Consider the following 17,387-nt stretch of genomic DNA (forward strand, 5'->3'; position numbering starts at 1 on the left):
AGACTCCCACAAAGCCTTCGATAATACTTTGGATTTATCGGACACATCCGCGCGGCGGAAGATTGGCAGACTGAAACTCGTGATTGTCATCCTGTGCCCGGGTCAGGGCTCTCAAACCCCCGGCTTCCTGGATCCCTGGCTCACCGAAGCGCCGTTCCGCGATCAGCTCACCGGCATCTCCGACGCGGTGGGGATAGACCTCGTCGCACACGGGACGGTGAGTGACGAGGAGACCATTCGGAACACTGCGGTGGCGCAGCCACTCATCGTGTCGGCCGGTCTGCTGACGCTTTCGGCGCTGCTGGCCGATGGCCGCCGCGAGAAGATCGGCGGCATCGCGGGCCACTCGGTCGGCGAGCTGACCGCCGCCGCCGGGGCCGGAGTGCTGTCGGAGACCGACGCTGTGGCGTTCGTCCGCGAGCGCGGAGCCGCGATGGCGCGCGCCGCCGCGGCCTCGCCCACCGGGATGAGCGCCGTCATCGGAGCCGATGAGGCCGAGCTGTTCGCGAAGCTCGACGAGCTGGGCCTCTCCCCCGCCAACAACAACGGTGCGGGGCAGATCGTGGTCGCCGGACCACTCGACGCCCTGGCCACGCTCGCTGCGGAGCCGCCGGCGCGCGCCCGGGTCATCCCGCTGCGGGTCGCGGGCGCTTTCCACACTCGGTACATGGCCTCCGCTGTCCCCGTGCTGGAGCAGTTCGCGGCGACACTGACCACGGGTGACCCGACGCTGCGCCTCTGGACGAACAAGGACGGCTCGGAGGTCGCGGACGGCGCCGAGTTCCTCCGGCTGCTGGTCGGACAGATCTCCTCGCCGGTGCGGTGGGACCTCACTATGCAAGCGTTCCAGGAGGCCGGGGTGACCGGCCTGATCGAGCTGTCCCCCGCCGGTGCGCTCACCGGGCTCGCGAAGCGCGACCTGAAGGGCGTGCCCTCCGTCGCCATCAAGACGCCGGAGGACCTGCCTGCCGCGTTCGACCTCATCGATCAGGCTGCCTAGGAGAGACCCGGATGACCCAGAACCGCCCCACGCTGCAGCAGTCGCACGGCCCGCAGCACACCCGCATCCTGTCGATCGGCGCCGCGCGCGGCGACCTCGTGGTTCCAAACGACGACCTGGTCGGCCCGATCGACTCCTCGGATGAGTGGATCCGGCAGCGCACCGGCATCGTCACGCGCACCCGCGCTAGCCGCGGGCTGACCGCCGTCGATCTCGCCACCGAGGCCGCGACCGAGGCCATCGAGAAGTCGGGTGTCGACCCGAAGCTGATCGACGCCGTCATCGTCGCGACGATCTCGAACCCTCAGCAGACGCCGTCGCTGGCCGCTGTGCTCGCCGACCGGGTCGGCGCGAACCCCGCGGCCGCATACGATATGAACGCGGCCTGCGCCGGGTACGCCTACGGCATCGCCCAGGCCGACGCGCTCATCCGCACCGGTGTCGCGCACTATGCGCTGGTGGTCGGCGCCGAGAAGCTCTCGGACGTCGTGGACCCCACCGACCGCACCATCTCCTTCCTGCTCGGCGATGGTGCGGGCGCTGTCGTCATAGGCCCGAGCGAGTACCCGGGCATCTCGAAGACGATCTGGGGCTCCGACGGGTCGAAGGCCAGAGCGGTCGGGATGGGCAGCACGCTCACCGAGTTCCGCGACGGCGAGAAGCCGTGGCCGACACTGCGCCAGGACGGGCAGGCCGTGTTCCGGTGGGCCGTCTGGGAGATGGCGAAGGTGGCCAAACAGGCTCTGGACGCGGCGGGGGTCGCTCCCGAGCACCTGGCCGCCTTCATCCCGCACCAGGCGAACATGCGCATCGTCGACGAGTTCGCCAAGCAGCTGAAGCTGCCGGAGACGGTCGCCATCGCCCGCGACATCGAGACCACAGGCAACACGTCGGCCGCATCCATCCCGCTGGCCACCCACCGCTTGCTCCAGGAGAACCCGGAGCTCTCCGGCGGCCTTGCGCTGCAGATCGGCTTCGGCGCCGGTCTGGTGTTCGGCGCCCAGGTCGTCGTGCTGCCCTAGACTGTTCCACGGTCAAACGACATCCCTCAAGGAGAAAACATTATGGCATTGTCCACCGAAGAAGTTCTTACCGGCCTGGCCGAGCTCATCAACGACGAGACTGGAATCGCGACCGAAACGGTTGAGTTGGACAAGTCGTTTACCGACGACCTCGACATCGACTCCATCTCGATGATGACCATCGTGGTCAATGCCGAGGACAAGTTCGACGTCAAGATCCCGGACGAGGAGGTCAAGAACCTCAAGACCGTTGGCGACGCCGTCGAGTTCATCGTCAAGGCGCAGGACGCCTAAGCGCCGCAAGAAGAAACTTCTCTCGCGCGGGCGGCGTGACACCGCTCCGCCCGCGCGGGCGGCGGCGCTTGCGATGCGCCGATGTTCCTACTACACGGAGTTGCCGTTATGACCAAGAAGATCGTGATCACCGGGCTCGGAGCGTCCTCGCCGCTCGGTGGCACCGCTCCGGAAAGCTGGGCCGCGCTGCTGGCCGGCGAGTCCGGAGCCCGTTCGCTCACCCACGACTGGGTCACCGAGCTGGAACTGCCGATCACCTTCGCCGCCGAAGCCAAGGTACGGCCGTCCGCCGTGCTCGAGCGCCCGGTCGCGAAGCGGCTGGACCCTTCCAGCCAGTTTGCGCTGGTCTCCGCGATGGAGGCCTGGGCCGATGCGGGCTCCCCCCGGGTGGCCCCGGAACGCCTCGGCGTCGACTACGCCACGGGCATCGGCGGCGTGTGGACCCTGCTGGACGCCTGGGACACGCTGCGCGAGCGCGGGCCACGCCGTGTTCTGCCGATGACCGTCCCGATGCTCATGCCGAATGCGGCCGCAGCCGCCGTCTCCATGCACTTCGAGGCGCGCGCGTTCGCCCGCACCGTCGCTTCCGCCTGCGCGTCGAGCACCGAGTCGCTCGTCAACGCTTACGAGCACTTGCAGGCCGGGCTGGCCGACATCGTGATCACCGGCGGCAGCGAGTCGGCCATCCACCCGATCACGCTCGCGTCGTTCGCCTCCATGCAGGCCCTCTCGCGCCGCAACGACGACCCCGCCACCGCTTCCCGGCCCTATAGTATCGACCGGGACGGCTTCGTGATGGGCGAGGGCGCGGCGAGCCTCGTGCTCGAGACCGAGAAGCATGCGTTCGCCCGCGGCGCCCGTATCTACGCGGAAGTCGTCGGCGGCGGTGTAACGGCGGATTCGTACCACATCACCGCGAACGACCCCGAGGGCCGCGGCGCCAGCCGGGCTGTGCGGATGGCGCTGGAGCAGGCGGGCGCCTCGCCCGATGAGGTGACGCACATCAATGCGCACGCGACGAGCACGCCGGTCGGCGACCCGTCGGAGTATGTGGCTCTGCGCGAGGTCTTCGGCGACCGCGTCCACAGTGTCCCGGTCTCCGCCACCAAAGCGTCAACGGGCCATTTGCTCGGCGGAACCGGTGCGCTGGAAGCTGTGTTCACCGTCCTCGCGCTGCGCGATCGCATCGCCCCGCCGACGATCAACATCACGGAGATGGACCCGGCCATCCCGTTGCAGGTCTCGGGCGAGTCCCAGCCGCTCGGCAACGGTCCGCAGCTCGCCATCAGCAACTCGTTCGGCTTCGGCGGCCACAACGCCGTCGTCGCCATCCGCTCGGTCTGAGCGCACTGGACATTCCCCTCAGATCGGAAACGCGAGAAAGGGAGGAGTTCCCGGCCGAGCTGACCTGGCTCGGTTTGTTGGACTGGCCAAGTGAGGTCGTAGCGGGTCACGCAGCAAGTTAACGAACTACACCCATCCAAACGAACGACCCCCAAGAGCCAGAAGTGAACATCTCAGTCCAAGTCCCGGAGGTTCAGCTCACGACCGGCGGGATGTCCTCCGGTCTCGTCGGCGCAGGAGGGCGGGTCAGAGGCGCAGGGTCCAAGCCTGGCGACGGATAAGGGTGTGACCGCGCTTGGTGCTAAGCCGGGTCCAGGGGCCGGTCTCCAGGATGCTGACCTCCTCGTCGACGGCGAGGAAACCAAGGCTCTCCGCGGCGAACGCGGCGCCAGCGGGCACGTACTCGAGTCCTTTGATCTCGCGGCCCCACACCTCGGCGCGGACCCGCTGAACCAGCGACTCGCCCGTGCCCGGCGGGAGCGCGTCCGCGACCTCGGCGATACCGGCACGGGCGGTCTCCGCCAGCAAGGCAGCGCTCGTCTCACCGACTTTGCGCCAGCCGCCGCGGGGCGGGGAGATCCCCACCCAGGTGACGGTGGACACTTCCAGGGGCAATTGGATTTCTATGGGCTCACCCGTTCCGTCCGCACCCGCCGCGTCCGCAGCTTCGCCCACGCGCGCGACCCGGTCGAGGAGGGAACGGATCGGCACGACCGCGTCGAAGGACACCTCCGGAGCAGTGACGAACGTGCGCAGGCCCAGCACGGTCGGAGTCTGGTCGAGCAGCCCGCGGGGGTAGAGGCTCGCGGTGTACACCGCGAGCACACCCGATCCCGCGATCAGACGCGCAGAACCCTCCTCGACACGGGCGGCCCGCGACAGATAGGTCTGCAGGTCGAGGGCGGCGAGGCTGTCTTGGAGAGAAAACGACTGGCTCATCTGCCCTCTAAGCTACTAGAGAAACCGGACGGAGGAACAGTGACCGAGCGCCTCGCATCCCTGCTGGCCGCACTCGATCTGACGGACGCCGGCGCCCGCACCAACGAGGATGTCTTCACCGGGCTCTCGCAGTGGATGCCGCGTGGACGTGTCTTCGGCGGTCAGGTGCTCGCGCAGTCGATCGTGGCGGCGAGCCGGACCGTCTCCGGCGAACGCCCCATCCACTCGATGCACGGCTACTTCCTGCGTCCGGGCGACGTCGGCTTGCCGATCACCTTCTCCGTGGACCGCATCCACGACGGCCGCTCGTTCTCGACGCGGCGCACGCAGGCACACCAGAACGGGCTGCCCATCCTGTCGATGATCGCGTCCTTCCAGACCGAGGACGCCGGTCTGGAGCACCAGGTCGGGATGCCCGAGGGGGTGCCTGATCCCGAGACGCTGCCGGGCTCGGCCGAAACGCTGGAGGAGACGCAGCACCCGGTCGCCCAGTACTGGAGCAGCCAGCGTCCATTCGACACCCGTCACATCACCTCGCCGGTGTACCTGAGCGTCGAAGGCGAGCACGTCGCGCACCAAGCAGTGTGGTTCCGCGCGGTCGGCGACCTGCCGGACGACCCGACGCTGCACACGGCCGCGCTGGCCTACGCCAGCGACTACACGATCATGGAGTCGATCCTGCGCCGCCACGGCATCGCCTGGGCGACGCCCGGCCTCAAGGCCGCGAGCCTCGACCACGCGATGTGGTGGCACCGGCCAGCGCGTGTGGACGAGTGGCTGCTGTACGCGCAGGAGTCACCGAGCGCCAGCGGCGGTCGCGGACTCGCCCTCGGGCGGATCTACAGCCGCGATGGACGGCTCGTGGCGAGCGTCGCCCAGGAGGCGACGATCCGGGTGGCGATCGAGTGATCTCACTCGATCGCGCTGCGTAGCAGCACGATCTGGCCATCGGTCCAGGTGCGGCCGTCGCCACCGGGCGGGTGCAACGGCAACGCGAATCGATATGGGCGCCCAGGTCTCACTCGTCAGAACGAGGTCGGCGCTCAGCGCGCTCGGTACGACCTCATATTCCCGCCCCTCCTGATTCTCACGGAATCGGCTATGAAAAGGTTCATACACACCGGATGAACCTTTCCGGGAGAGCTGCTGTGGATACGGTAAGAACGACATTCCATATGCCGAAGGGAACACCATGTCCGACTCGACTCCGTTCATTCGCCGCGCCCTCATGTAGATCGGCGGCGCAACCGCTGCCGGCGCGGGCACGCTCCTGCTCGCCGCCTGCACCACCGGAACCACAGAAGGCGACTCGGGATCGGGTTCCGGTTCCGGAGAAACGAAAGGAACGGGAGGCTCTGGCGGAACGACCACGGTGGCGCTGTCCGCCATCCCGGTCGGGGGCGCGGTGTCCGCCTCCATCGGCTCCACACCGGTCGTCGTCTCGCAGCCGACCGCCGGGAACGTGATCGCGTTCAGCGCGGTCTGCACCCACCAGGGCTGCACGGTCGCCCCCAAGGGCAAAGAATTCGATTGCCCGTGCCATGGCTCGCGCTTCGACGCCAGCACCGGCGATGCCCTGAGAGGACCGGCACGCGATCCCATCAAGAAGCTCACGGCGTCCGTTTCGGGCGACACGGTCACGGTCACCGCCTAGTCAGGAGGTCACGGCGTGGAAATCAACGGGCTCCCCCTGCACCCGCTTCTGGTCCATTTCGTTGTCGTGCTCGTGCCGCTGGCTGCGATCTGCACTGTTCTCGTGCCGATCTGGCCGGCCGCCCGGCGCCGACTGGGCATCGTGACACCGCTACTCGCCCTGCTCAACATGGTCCTGGTGCCGATCGTCACAGACGCCGGCGAGTGGCTTCAGAAGCGTGTGCCGTCGACACCGCTGATCGAACAGCACGCGGCGCTCGGACGGATGCTCTACCCGTGTGTCATCGCAGTGTTCGTGTTCGCCGCCGTGCAATGGTCGTGGTTCTCCTTCTTCGACCGGGAGGGCTCGCCGAGACGACCCCCGGTGGCCGTGCGCCGGGCGGCGACCGTGGTGCTCGCCGCGATCGCGCTCGGACTCGCGATCGGCTCGACGGTGGAGATGATCCTGATCGGCGAGGCCGGTTCGCGGGCAATCTGGGAGAACTCGTTCAGCCCGACACCGCTACCGGCCACGCCGACGCCCTGAGCGGACAGGACCGGCGGGCCGGTCAGCCGCGCTCGGTGAACGCGACGGGCTCGCCCAGGTAGGGCGTCCGCTCCGCGCGCTCGCGGTCGTCGATCCGCCGCGGGCGTTGGCTGGCCGTCTCCACCAGCACGATCGTGGTCACGGCACGCGAGAACAGCGTCCGCGGCTCCACGCCCTCCGGCGACCAGACCTCGTAGCAGACATCGAGGCTCGCACCGCCCAGACGGCCGAGCCAGAGCTGAACGTCCAGCGACTGACGCAGGTACGGGAGGGGCGCGAGGTACTCGATCTCCTGCCGTGCGATCAGCGTGAGCGTGTCCGCCCCCGGCCGGCCGTCGAGGATGGCGGTCGATCCCCCGACTGCCTAGCCGCTGCCGGTCTGGTCCTCGGTCAGCCAGAACGCCTCGATGCGCGCCTGCTCGAGGAGGCGCAGCATCTCGGCGTTGTTGACATGACCATAGGCGTCGAGGTCGCTCCAGCGGAGTTTGATCGGAACGTGCAGTCGCATCCCGGTCGTCTCAGTCACGGGTGAGTTTGCGATACGCGGAACGGTGGGGCTTGGTCGCGTCCGGGCCGAGGCGCTGGATCTTGTTCTCCTCGTACGCCTCGAAGTTCCCCTCGAACCAGTGCCAGTCGGCCGGGTTCTCCTCGGTGCCTTCGTAGGCGAGGATGTGGGTCGCGATCCGGTCGAGGAACCACCGGTCGTGGGTGATGACCACCGCGCAGCCGGGGAACTCGAGCAGTGCGTTTTCCAGGCTCGACAGCGTCTCGACATCCAGGTCGTTCGTCGGCTCGTCGAGGAGGAGGAGGTTGCCGCCCTGTTTGAGCGTCAGCGCCAGATTGAGGCGGTTGCGCTCACCACCGGAGAGGACGCCAGACTTCTTCTGCTGGTCCGGTCCCTTGAACCCGAAGGTGGAGACATAGGCGCGTGAGGGCACCTCGGTCTTGCCGACCTGGATGTAGTCGAGACCGTCGGAGACGACCTCCCAGACGTTCTTGTTCGGGTCGATGCCGCCGCGGGTCTGGTCGACGTAAGAGATCTGCACGGTCTCGCCGACCTTGAGCTCACCGCCATCGAGCGGCTCCAGCCCGACGATCGTCTTGAACAGTGTCGTCTTTCCGACACCGTTCGGGCCGATGACGCCGACAATGCCGTTGCGCGGGAGAGTGAAAGTCAGCCCGTCGATCAAAACGCGCTCGCCGAAGCCCTTCCGCAGGTTCTTCGCATCGATCACGATCTGGCCGAGACGCGGTCCCGGCGGGATCTGGATCTCCTCGAAGTCGAGCTTCCGGGTGCGCTCGGCCTCCGCCTCCATCTCCTCGTACCGGGCCAGACGGGCCTTGGACTTGGCCTGACGGCCCTTCGCGTTGCTGCGGACCCAGTCGAGCTCTTCGGACAACCGCTTGGCGAGCTTCGCGTCCTTCTTGCCCTGAACCTCCAGGCGCTCCCGCTTCTTCTCGAGGTAGGTGGAGTAGTTGCCCTCGTACGGATACAGGTGGCCGCTGTCGACCTCGGCGATCCACTCGGCCACGTGGTCGAGGAAGTACCGGTCGTGGGTCACAGCGAGAACGGCGCCGTGGTACTTCGCCAGGTGCTGTTCCAGCCACAGGACGCTCTCGGCGTCCAGGTGGTTAGTAGGCTCGTCGAGGAGGAGAAGGTCGGGCTTCTGGAGGAGGAGCTTGCAGAGTGCGACGCGGCGCTTCTCACCGCCGGAGAGGGTGTTCACCGGCCAGTCCCCCGGCGGGCAGCGCAACGCATCCATCGCCTGCTCGAGCTGGGAGTCGAGGTCCCACGCGTCGGCGGCGTCGATCTGCTCCTGGAGTGTGCCCATCTCGTCCAGCAGTGTGTCGAAGTCGGCGTCGGGGTCTGCCAGCAGCCCCGAAATCTCGTTGAAGCGGTCGATCTTGCCCTTGATCTCGCCGACACCCTCCTGAACGTTCTCCAGGACCGTCTTGTTCTCGTCCAGTTCCGGCTCCTGCATGAGGATGCCGACCGAGTACCCGGGCGTGAGCTTCGCTTCGCCGTTGGAGGGTGTGTCAAGCCCGGCCATGATCTTCAGGATCGTGGACTTACCGGCACCGTTGGGCCCGACGACGCCGATCTTGGCCCCGGGCAGGAAAGCCATCGTGACATCGTCGAGGATCACTTTGTCGCCGACCGCCTTGCGCGCGCGCACCATCGAGTAAATGTATTCGGCCACTCTTCTCCCTCAACTCCTGTTCCTGGGCACGAACGGATTCGTGTCTAAGCTCCGTACGAGGATACCGAGTACGCTCGGACGCCGGCCGATCCCTCGTGGGGGCGGATCGCGCTCACCCGGCGATCACGCCTACCAGTCGATCGCGCGAGTCTGCCCGACCAAGCAGGCCCCGGTCGGCGGGATGGGCGCCGCGACCGTGCTGTTGTACCCGCCGGCATCGGCTCCGTTCTGTCCGATCAGGCATGAGTCGCCCAGCTTGACCGAGAACTGGATGGAGTTCGCCTTGAGGCCGATCGTCGTCGTGTCCACGGTGACCTGCATGTCCGCCTTCGCGAAACCGGCGGCGACGAGCGCATCGATGAAATCGCGCCCCTTCGCCTCGGGATTCGCCGCCAGGGTCGCGCGGTTGATGTGGTCGAAGAACGGCAGGTTCTGTTCCGCTGTTCCACCGGGGACAAGCGTGGGCGCGGCGCTCGGCACGGGGGTGGCGCCCTGGGCCTGGCCCACCGATCCCGCCGGGGAAGCCGGCTGCGGGGCGCAGCCAGCGAGGAGCACGGAGAGCCCCAGAGCGAGCGAAGCCGAAACGATGGCGGTCCGGGTGAGAGCGATCGGGCGCGTCATATCTCGCATCCTAAGGGCCGGCGCCTGGGGAATCGACGGGAATGCCCTCCGGAGACGGAGAGGCTCTCTCCGCTCTCCCGCCGTCCAGGGACAGCTCCACCACCGTCCGCGAGAACACGCTCCTCCCCCAAGCCAGATCGTGCCCAATCGCGTCCGCCTCGATCTCCACCGTCACGCCGTGCTTCTCGCCCATCCACTCGCGGATGCTGAGCCTCCCGCACACGACCTCCGGATCGCCTTTCGCCACGCACGCAGCCGCGCTCACCGCAAGCCGGCGGAACGCCGACACCGTGTACCAATTGCTCTCGCGGTCTTTCCAGGAGGATGTCTTGCGATTGAAGCGCCGGCGCGTGCTCACGAGCCGGAAACTCGTGATCGGGATGCCGCCCTCCGACGTCAGGTGCCTCGGCTCCGTCGCGACGATTCCGCGGACGGCCAGGTTATCGGTCATTGCGTTCCTCCTCCGGCAGCCGCTCGGTGCGGGTGCTGACTCCAGACTGGCCCGAGACCACGCTCCACGCGGGGGCGAGCGAAGGTCTGTGGAGAAGAGGCGGATTCGGTCCGGCTGGGGAGGACGCAGAGGCGACCCGGGTCAGGGGCAAGGCATCGTGTGACGGATCGGCCACCCGGAACGGATCAGTCCGGCCGGGCCGCCAGCTCCACCGACGCCACATCCCCCCGCTGCAGCGCTGCCTGCATCGTCAAGGCTTTCGCCGAGAGCCCCTCGGTCTCCTCGCCACCGTTCTCTTGCATGATCGATCGGGCCTTGGTGATCGACGCGCGCCGGCCGGCTGCATCCCGTTTGCGCCGCATCTCGGTCGGGATGTCGAACGAAAACAGGCGATTCCAGTACTTCCGGTGGGCGTAGCGCGCCCGGGACCGACTCGCCGAAGGCGTGTCCCGCAGCACCTCGAAAACCTCGGAGAAGTACGCGTAGAAGGAGTCCACCGGATGCACATGGCCGGTCAGGTGCTGAGCGGCGCCGTGCGGCGAGGTGTGACGCACCCAGTAGAACAGTCGGTCGACGCCTGGATAGAGATGCGATCCGTCCGCACATACGCCGCCATCGCGAACGGATGGTCCTCGGCCATGACGAGGTCCGGATTGAAGCGGTAGCCGAGCGAGCGGGCGTAGCCGGTGCGGTACATCTTCAGGACGCTCATTGAGTCGAGGACGGAGGTCCGCGTGAGGTCCGTGCGCGCGCGAGTCTCCCGGAACATGTGCTGCGGCGCGCCCCGTCCGACGCCGACGTATTTGCCGGCGATGATGTCCGCGCGTCCCCGGCGGCCCAGGGAGAGCATCGAGCGGATCGCATCCGGGCCGAGATAGTCGTCCACATCGACGAAGTAGAGGTACCGGCCCTTCGCGGCGTCGAGACCTTCGTTGCGCGCGGCCGCGGGAGTGCCAGTGTGCGGGTGACTCCAGACCTCGCCGCGGAGGCCGAGCTCCGTCATCAGGCGCGTTGCGATCTCGACGGTGTCGTCGGGAGAGCCGTCGTCCACGCAGAGGACCTCTATCCCCCGGGTGCCCGAAGTCTGGACGGCGATGCTGCGCAAACACTGTTCGAGGTAATGACCGGCACAGTACATCGGGATGGCGATGGTCACATCGGGGCGACGGGCGAGGAAAGTCATAGCGGCTCCTGCCTGCGGACGAGGGTCGTGCTCACCCGCTAGCGGGTAGCCATGAATATTTCAGATTCGGCGCGTCTTTTGTAAATCGAGAACGGATGTGCGACACAGCGGTCGAGCTGCCGGACAGACATCCGCGGCGAGGTTAGCATCGCGGCATGCACTGGTGGAATGACTTCGTCGCTTGGCTTCTCTCCCCGGCCGCTCGGCCGGCGATCTTCTCTGCCGCAGTCCTCGCGATCACGCTGACCGTCTCCGGACTGCTGGCCGCGTGGATCGGCCGCAGCGCTCTCAAAGGACTCCTCCGCCAGACCGACCGCCAGCAGAAGGCGAGCGCCATCGCAGCGCTGATCGACGCGGCCACCGAAGCGTCGGTGTGGAATTCGCTGACGCCGGGCGAGCAGGTGCTCTCCGACCGCGCCGTCGGCCAGGCGGACATCCTGGTCCGTCTGCTCCCGCTGAAAGGCGCGAGCGTCGCTGCGAACTGGTCCGCGCACCAGCTGGCCGAGATGAAGCGGGCCTCGGCCACGTTCGGCTACCAGCTCGACCCGGCGATCGCCGAATTCCGCGACCGGCTCATCGAGTGGCAGAACAAACCGGGCCGTGCGCGCAAGATTTTCCAGAGCGACCTCGAACGCTGGCGTTTCGATACGGTCCAGACCGAGCAATCTCTGATGGCGAAACAGGATGCCTGGGTCGCCCAGCAGCACCACGATCTGTACGCGAGCACCGCGACCGCACCGGCCGCCCCGTTCACGGCGGCGGCATCGAGTGACAAGGGCGACACCGCGCCGACGCCGCAACGGGACCAGCCCGCGGCATAAGCGGTGGCCGGGCGCTGCGTTCATCGGCCGAAGCCGCCACCGGTCCACCAGTCGTCGAACATGCTCGCCGGGACGCGCCGCTTGTGCTCGGTCGCGAGGTACCGGGCCTCGATTGCGATAGCGACCTTCTCGGCGACATCCTTTCCTTCGAGAAAGTCGTCGATGTCGCTGTAGCGGAGGCCCAGATTGGCCTCGTCCGTCTGACCGGGGCTCTGGTCGAGGAGGTCCGCGGTCGGGGCCTTCTCGTAGAGGCGCGCCGGGGCGCCGAGATGCTGCAACAGGGCGCGGCCCTGGCGCTTGCTGAGCCCGCTCAGGGGAAGCAGGTCCGCTCCACCGTCACCGTACTTCGTGTAGAAACCGGTGACGGCCTCGGCGGCGTGGTCGGTTCCGACGACGAGCAGGCGACGCTGACCGGCGATGGCGTACTGGGCGACCATGCGGACGCGGGCTTTCACATTGCCCTTGGCGAAGTCGGTCATATCCTCGCCCAACGCATCCCGGTATTCGTTCCCGACGCCCTCGACCCCCCGCTGGATGTTGACGGCGACCGTACGCTCGGGGCGGATGAAGCTGAGGGCGAGCTGCGCGTCGTCTTCGTCGTTCTGCACGGCATAGGGCAGCCGGACCGCGATGAACTCCGCCGCCACGCCCTGCTCAGCCAGCCGCTCGACGGCCAGTTGGCAGAGCCGGCCAGCCAGCGACGAATCCTGTCCGCCGCTGACGCCGAGCACGAAGCCGGAGGCCCCGGCCGCTCTGACGTACCGGACGAGGAAATCCACCCGCTCGACCACTTCGGCGGCGGGGTCGATGGTCGCTCTGACATTCAGCTCGTGGATGATTCTGGCCTGGAGATCGCGCATGGGGCCAGAGTAGCCCCTCGCTGGCCCGCGAGCGCGGTCAGAGGACGCGGGTGACGGCTCGGGCGAGGATGGCAGTGGTGAGGGCATGCACCGGCTCGCGCGCGGCGGAGGGATTCGACAGCAGCGTGAAGTCGACGTGGCCGAGCTCCGGGAGCTCGAAGCGGTTGGTGACTTTGATGAGGTCGGTCGGGATCAGCGAGCGGGGGAAGACCACCACTCCCAGACCCGCGCGCACGGCCGCGAGCACGCCGTTCACCTCACGTGTGTTGCAGGTGATCCGCCAGGTGCGCCCGGCCGACTCCAGCGCGTCGATGGTGATCTGACGGCTGAGGCTCGGTCCCTGGTAGACGATCAAGGGGATCGGCTGCCCGGGTTCCAGCGCGGTCTTCTCCTGACCCATCCACACCAGCTCGTCCGTCGCGACGACGGTTCCCTCGGTCGTGCCGGGGTTCTGCTTGATGAAGATGAGATCGAGCTGGCCGGCTTTCAGGCGGCGGTGCAGCGGAACCGACTGGTCCACGGTCAGCTCCAGGTTGACCTGCGGGTTCTGCTGCCGGAAATGGCGAAGGATGCGAGGCAGCGTCGTGATCGCCAGATCGTCGGCGGCGCCGAACCGCAACCGGCCGCGCATCGCCGAACCGCTGAAATAGCGATCGGCCTCGGCATGCGCGGCCAAGATAGTGCGGGCGAAACCGGCCATCGCATCCCCGTTGTCCGTCAGCCGGACCTCGCGCGTGTCCCGCGCGACGAGCTGCCGTTTGGCCGCTTCTTCCAGGCGGCGGACATGCTGGCTGACCGTCGGCTGGCTGATCCCAAGCCGGCCCGCCGCGCGCGTGAAGCTGCGCAGATCGGCGACGGCCAGGAAGGTGCGAAGGAGGACCGGATCGAACATCTCACCATCCATTCAGAAAATCAATGGGAGTTATAGGTTGAATTCGCTGCAACAATATCGCGGATTTCTTAGGTTGGAAGTCAGAACTCAACGCATGTCCATACGGAACCAGGAACGCAAGAAAGACACTCGTGACGAACTCCACCGCCGCGGCGGCCCCGCCCACCGGTCCCATGCCCGCCCTCAGCGCCCGCCCGCCGTGGCGCGAGACGTTCGCCTCGCTGCGAGTCCCCAACTACCGGAGATTCACCGCCGGCAATCTGGTCGCCAACACGGCGGCGTGGATGCAGCGGATCGCGATGGACTGGCTCGTCCTCCAGCTCTCCGGGAGCGTCGCGGCCGTCGGCATCACGGTCTTCATGCAATTCGCCCCGATGCTTCTGTTCGGGCTCTGGGGCGGCGTGATCGCAGACCGGCATTCGAAGCAGCGGCTCCTCATCGTCACGCAGTCCGCCTCGGCGGCGCTCGCGGCCCTCCTCGCCGCCCTGACCCTCAGCGGCAGGGTCGAGGTCTGGCATGTGTACCTCATCTCTTTCGCACTCGGACTCGTGACCGTGGTCGACAACCCGGCACGGCAGGTGTTCGTCAACGAACTCGTCGGCCCGCGCCACCTGCGCAACGCGATCAGCCTCAACTCCTCGATCTTCCAGCTCGGCGGGCTCATCGGCCCGGCGCTGGCGGGCCTCCTGATCACGGCGGTCGGCGGCGGCTGGTCGTTCGCGATCAACGCGGTCGCCTGCCTCACGGTCGTAGCCGCGCTGTTCACCCTGAGGAAGGGCGAGTTGCACCGCTCCCCCGCTGCGCCCCGCGGGAAGGGGCAGCTGGCGGAAGGCATCCGCTACGTGCGGCGCAAGCCCGTGATCTTCTGGACCGTCGTCATGGTCGCGGTGCTCGCGGTCTTCGCGTTCAACATGCCGGTGTTCCTCGCGGCGTACGCGAACGACGTCTTCGACGCAGGAGCCCAGGGCTACGGGATCTTCAACGCCCTCGTCGCGGCCGGCGCGCTGGCCGGCGCGCTCTCTTCCACCCGCCGGACCTCGGTGCGGCTCTCGATGGTCATCGGCACAGCGGCGGCGCTCGGCATCGTGCAGGCGCTCGCGGGCTTCGCTCCGGACGAGGTCGCGTTCAGCATCCTGCTAGTGGGCATCGGCGTGGGGAACCTGCTGTTCATCACGGCAGCGAACTCGCTCGTGCAGATGTCGTCGAACGTCCAGATCCGCGGGCGGGCGATCTCGCTCTACATCCTCGTCCTGCTCGGCGGGCAAGCTCTCGACGGGCCGCTGATGGGGTGGATCGTGGAAGCGTTCGGACCGCACAGCGCGATGGCGTTCTCCGGCCTGGTGCCCGCGGCGACCGCGATCGTGGTGGGACTGCTGATCGCTCGGCGAACGAACCTCCGGCTCCGGCTCCGGCGGAGCGGACGGATGCCAGTGGTGGCGATCGTGACCCGGGCGGGCAAAGCCGGCGCGACGCTGTAGCGCCCCAGACGGGCGGCCGGCGCGGCCACGGTATCGTGGACGACGCACCCCCGTAGCTCAGCGGAGAGAGCAGGCATCACACGGGCACTCACCTTGGAGAACAAGCGGGAAGCTGTCCACCCCGATCCCCGACCCGATCACCGGGGTGTTACACCCCGCCAACTCGCCCACGCCACCGGATGCGCCCCCGCCGAGAACACCGGCACCGCCTCAGCCTGACACGCGGAAAAAGAAATCACACCACTGTCACATCTCTCCGCTATAATAGGCGCGCACTGGATAATTATGCCCAAAATTGGAAGCCTCCACACATTGGGAGCCTTCAACCATGTGATGGAAAAGTTCATGGACGATCCACGTCTGGCCCAATTCGGCCAATTCACCCCCGAAGGCACCCTGCAACCCGGGTACGGTGACCACTACCTATTCTTCGTCGGCCGTGATGACATCCACAGCATCCTCCTCAACATCCTGCAAGCCGAGACCCTCGCGTTCCGGCTGAACATGTTCGGGTACGACGACGACGAACTCAACCAGGCGATCATCGCCCTCATCCGCCGCCCCGGCGTCTTCGTCCAAGGCACCCTTGACCGGTCCCAAGCAGCCGGTGTCCACGAAAAACGCATCCTCGAAGCAAACGCCACCACACCCGAATGGTCATCTTCATTCGCTATCGGGCAATCCGAAACCCACCAAATCAGTCACACCAAAGGCGGCGTACTCGCCGGGCAAGGCATCGGCTTCGAAGGATCAACTAACTGGTCAGCCTCCGCTGAAGGCACCAGCATCAGTCTGAAAGCCGACGTGGCCAACCCGCCCGGGTTCAAAGCCCAAAACAACACCCTCCTGCTGTCCACGAACCCTGTCTACCTGGTCCGGTTCACAGCCCGCCTCGACGCCGAACACCGTATCGCCGTGCAACAGCAAGCAACCCACAAAACCAAAGCCCCCTAAACACGTCGACGGTCCGCGTCAGAACGGGTTTTCATCGCGATTCCGAACTCGAACTCCTTACTGCTCCTCCAAGCGCGCTCCGACCGATCTGGATTCTCTCGGGTCTGACGGCATCGTCCACACGGACGATATCGAGGCGACCGGCGAGAAGCGGCCCTCCCCCTCGACCACCTCCCGCATAAGAACGGCGGCGACCGGAAGGCTGGCTAAAACCGAATCTGCCAAGCCCAGGACAAACCTGCCCCGCCCGGCACAGCTTCCGGTTGTGCCGGGCGGGGCAGGGGTTTGCTGTCTGGAGAGCGAAAATGGCGGCATCCCCTCAGACTGGGCCAGAACATTGGCGGTCGTGACTACGGGACAGTCCGTACCCGCGACCGCCAATGGGATACACAGAAGAGAACTTTGTCTCAGAATCCGACACTTCGGTATCAGGCTAGAGCTGAAGATACGAGAGCACTTTCCTCACAAAAACGCATCATGAGCACTCTTCGCTGGCCCTATCAGTCAGGCGGAGCCAGATAATAGCCGCTATTGGTTTCGAGCATAAACTGCCCCGCACTGATATAAGTCATGGTTACCTCATGAGTCTCATCGTCCACAAGATTCGAACCAACAACTCCATAAACAATACCGTCTTTATAAACCGGTTCTCCTGAATCACCATCTTCAATTTGCTGATTCACCGTTGTCCTGGCCCCGTGCTCACCGGCTTCCCGGATCTCGCCGTCGGGAATCCCCGCAATCCTCCAGGTACAGTTCACACCCGTCCAAGCGCCGCTGGTGCAGAAATCCTCCACTCCCGCGGGGGGCTCCGTCTCGGAAATCAGTGATGGGAACGGCCCCCAAGCCCACGCACTCGGAGAGTGTCTGTCAACACCCGTCCCACAGCGCGCGGTTCAGAGCGCAAAATAAAGTTGCAGTGGATGCCAGCCGACGGGGCGGTGCAATGAACACTCTCACGAACCACTGGCAAAACACGGATGAGCAGCAGATCGGATATCGACAACTTCCAGACAACCTCACCGGTATTGGTCCCTCCCACCCTCACGATGTCGCCCATGTTGCCGCAGTGACCCGCGGTGACCACATAGCGGATCGCCCGCCGGTAAGCGGTGATGTTCGCGAAGAAACCCCTCTTCTTCACCACA

Annotated in this window: 19 protein-coding genes and 1 pseudogene; 10 read left to right on the plus strand and 10 right to left on the minus strand. The window is 66.6% G+C overall.

Annotation, left to right across the window (positions count from 1 at the left end; all coding sequences use genetic code 11):
- The first annotated feature begins 79 nt into the window (after positions 1 to 79).
- The 4 genes from LXX_RS06295 to LXX_RS06310 all read left to right on the plus strand — a co-directional run bounded on the left by LXX_RS06295 (position 80) and on the right by LXX_RS06310 (position 3,660).
- On the plus strand, positions 80 to 1,000 hold the full coding sequence (locus LXX_RS06295; RefSeq protein ID WP_011186107.1) for an ACP S-malonyltransferase: 921 nt from the start codon (positions 80 to 82) through the stop codon (positions 998 to 1,000).
- An 11-nt stretch (positions 1,001 to 1,011) separates the two neighbouring features.
- On the plus strand, positions 1,012 to 2,022 hold the full coding sequence (locus LXX_RS06300) for a beta-ketoacyl-ACP synthase III (protein ID WP_011186108.1): 1,011 nt from the start codon (positions 1,012 to 1,014) through the stop codon (positions 2,020 to 2,022).
- 42 nt (positions 2,023 to 2,064) lie between these two features.
- Positions 2,065 to 2,316 carry an acyl carrier protein gene (locus tag LXX_RS06305; RefSeq protein ID WP_011186109.1) on the plus strand — a complete coding sequence of 84 codons (252 nt, stop codon included), beginning with the start codon at positions 2,065 to 2,067 and terminating at the stop codon, positions 2,314 to 2,316.
- A gap of 108 nt (positions 2,317 to 2,424) precedes the next feature.
- A complete protein-coding gene (locus LXX_RS06310) occupies positions 2,425 to 3,660 on the plus strand; it encodes a beta-ketoacyl-[acyl-carrier-protein] synthase family protein (RefSeq protein WP_041767529.1) in 1,236 nt (411 codons plus the stop codon).
- Between the two features lie 246 nt (positions 3,661 to 3,906).
- Here LXX_RS06310 and LXX_RS06315 read toward each other — a convergent pair whose 3' ends face one another.
- Positions 3,907 to 4,599 (minus strand): hypothetical protein, encoded by a 693-nt coding sequence (locus tag LXX_RS06315; protein WP_041767530.1) that lies wholly within the window; start codon positions 4,597 to 4,599, stop codon positions 3,907 to 3,909.
- Positions 4,600 to 4,638: 39 nt separating this feature from the next.
- Here LXX_RS06315 and LXX_RS06320 point away from each other — a divergent pair, with 39 nt between their 5' ends.
- From LXX_RS06320 to LXX_RS06330, 3 genes are all read left to right on the plus strand, one after another.
- A complete protein-coding gene (locus LXX_RS06320) occupies positions 4,639 to 5,508 on the plus strand; it encodes an acyl-CoA thioesterase (protein WP_011186112.1) in 870 nt (289 codons plus the stop codon).
- Positions 5,509 to 5,971: 463 nt separating this feature from the next.
- The gene (locus LXX_RS15515; protein WP_223227601.1) at positions 5,972 to 6,253 is read left to right on the plus strand and encodes a Rieske (2Fe-2S) protein; all 282 of its coding nucleotides are present in this window, start codon (positions 5,972 to 5,974) and stop codon (positions 6,251 to 6,253) included.
- Between the two features lie 15 nt (positions 6,254 to 6,268).
- On the plus strand, positions 6,269 to 6,778 hold the full coding sequence (locus LXX_RS06330; RefSeq protein ID WP_011186113.1) for a DUF2231 domain-containing protein: 510 nt from the start codon (positions 6,269 to 6,271) through the stop codon (positions 6,776 to 6,778).
- Positions 6,779 to 6,800: 22 nt separating this feature from the next.
- Here the strand turns inward: LXX_RS06330 and LXX_RS06335 are convergent.
- From LXX_RS06335 to LXX_RS06360, 6 genes and pseudogenes are all read right to left on the minus strand, one after another.
- Positions 6,801 to 7,286, minus strand: a pseudogene (locus tag LXX_RS06335) (acyl-CoA thioesterase).
- A 10-nt stretch (positions 7,287 to 7,296) separates the two neighbouring features.
- The gene (ettA, locus tag LXX_RS06340) at positions 7,297 to 8,979 is read right to left on the minus strand and encodes an energy-dependent translational throttle protein EttA (protein WP_041767531.1); all 1,683 of its coding nucleotides are present in this window, start codon (positions 8,977 to 8,979) and stop codon (positions 7,297 to 7,299) included.
- 129 nt (positions 8,980 to 9,108) lie between these two features.
- Entirely contained in the window at positions 9,109 to 9,600 is a 492-nt protein-coding gene (locus LXX_RS06345) for a DUF6993 domain-containing protein (protein ID WP_141692924.1), read from the minus strand.
- Positions 9,601 to 9,610: 10 nt separating this feature from the next.
- Positions 9,611 to 10,051, minus strand: coding sequence for a single-stranded DNA-binding protein (locus LXX_RS06350; protein ID WP_011186118.1), 441 nt, complete (start codon positions 10,049 to 10,051; stop codon positions 9,611 to 9,613).
- A gap of 185 nt (positions 10,052 to 10,236) precedes the next feature.
- Positions 10,237 to 10,605: a hypothetical protein gene (locus LXX_RS06355; RefSeq protein WP_041767532.1), complete on the minus strand. Its 369-nt coding sequence runs from the start codon at positions 10,603 to 10,605 to the stop codon at positions 10,237 to 10,239.
- Positions 10,566 to 11,234 carry a glycosyltransferase family 2 protein gene (locus LXX_RS06360; protein WP_041767533.1) on the minus strand — a complete coding sequence of 223 codons (669 nt, stop codon included), beginning with the start codon at positions 11,232 to 11,234 and terminating at the stop codon, positions 10,566 to 10,568. Before LXX_RS06360 ends, LXX_RS06355 begins: the two co-directional genes overlap by 40 nt.
- A gap of 155 nt (positions 11,235 to 11,389) precedes the next feature.
- Between LXX_RS06360 and LXX_RS06365 the strand changes: the two genes are divergently transcribed.
- On the plus strand, positions 11,390 to 12,055 hold the full coding sequence (locus tag LXX_RS06365; RefSeq protein WP_011186120.1) for a hypothetical protein: 666 nt from the start codon (positions 11,390 to 11,392) through the stop codon (positions 12,053 to 12,055).
- A 20-nt stretch (positions 12,056 to 12,075) separates the two neighbouring features.
- Here the strand turns inward: LXX_RS06365 and nadE are convergent, their stop codons facing one another.
- Together nadE and LXX_RS06375 are read right to left on the minus strand one after the other, a co-directional pair.
- Complete coding sequence (gene nadE, locus LXX_RS06370) at positions 12,076 to 12,915, minus strand: ammonia-dependent NAD(+) synthetase (protein ID WP_011186121.1); 840 nt, start codon at positions 12,913 to 12,915, stop codon at positions 12,076 to 12,078.
- Between the two features lie 37 nt (positions 12,916 to 12,952).
- A complete protein-coding gene (locus tag LXX_RS06375) occupies positions 12,953 to 13,807 on the minus strand; it encodes a LysR substrate-binding domain-containing protein (RefSeq protein WP_011186122.1) in 855 nt (284 codons plus the stop codon).
- A gap of 173 nt (positions 13,808 to 13,980) precedes the next feature.
- On the opposite strand from LXX_RS06375, the gene LXX_RS06380 reads away from it, so the two are divergent.
- On the plus strand, positions 13,981 to 15,285 hold the full coding sequence (locus LXX_RS06380) for an MFS transporter (protein WP_041768283.1): 1,305 nt from the start codon (positions 13,981 to 13,983) through the stop codon (positions 15,283 to 15,285).
- A 312-nt stretch (positions 15,286 to 15,597) separates the two neighbouring features.
- Positions 15,598 to 16,239 (plus strand): hypothetical protein, encoded by a 642-nt coding sequence (locus tag LXX_RS12660; protein ID WP_176714824.1) that lies wholly within the window; start codon positions 15,598 to 15,600, stop codon positions 16,237 to 16,239.
- Positions 16,240 to 16,739: 500 nt separating this feature from the next.
- On the opposite strand, the gene LXX_RS14845 is transcribed toward LXX_RS12660, so the two are convergent.
- Positions 16,740 to 16,922, minus strand: a complete 183-nt coding sequence (locus LXX_RS14845) for a hypothetical protein (protein ID WP_192807291.1) — start codon at positions 16,920 to 16,922, stop codon at positions 16,740 to 16,742.
- Positions 16,923 to 17,387: the final 465 nt, after the last annotated feature.

The organism is Leifsonia xyli subsp. xyli str. CTCB07, from assembly GCF_000007665.1.
GTDB lineage: Bacteria > Actinomycetota > Actinomycetes > Actinomycetales > Microbacteriaceae > Leifsonia > Leifsonia xyli_C.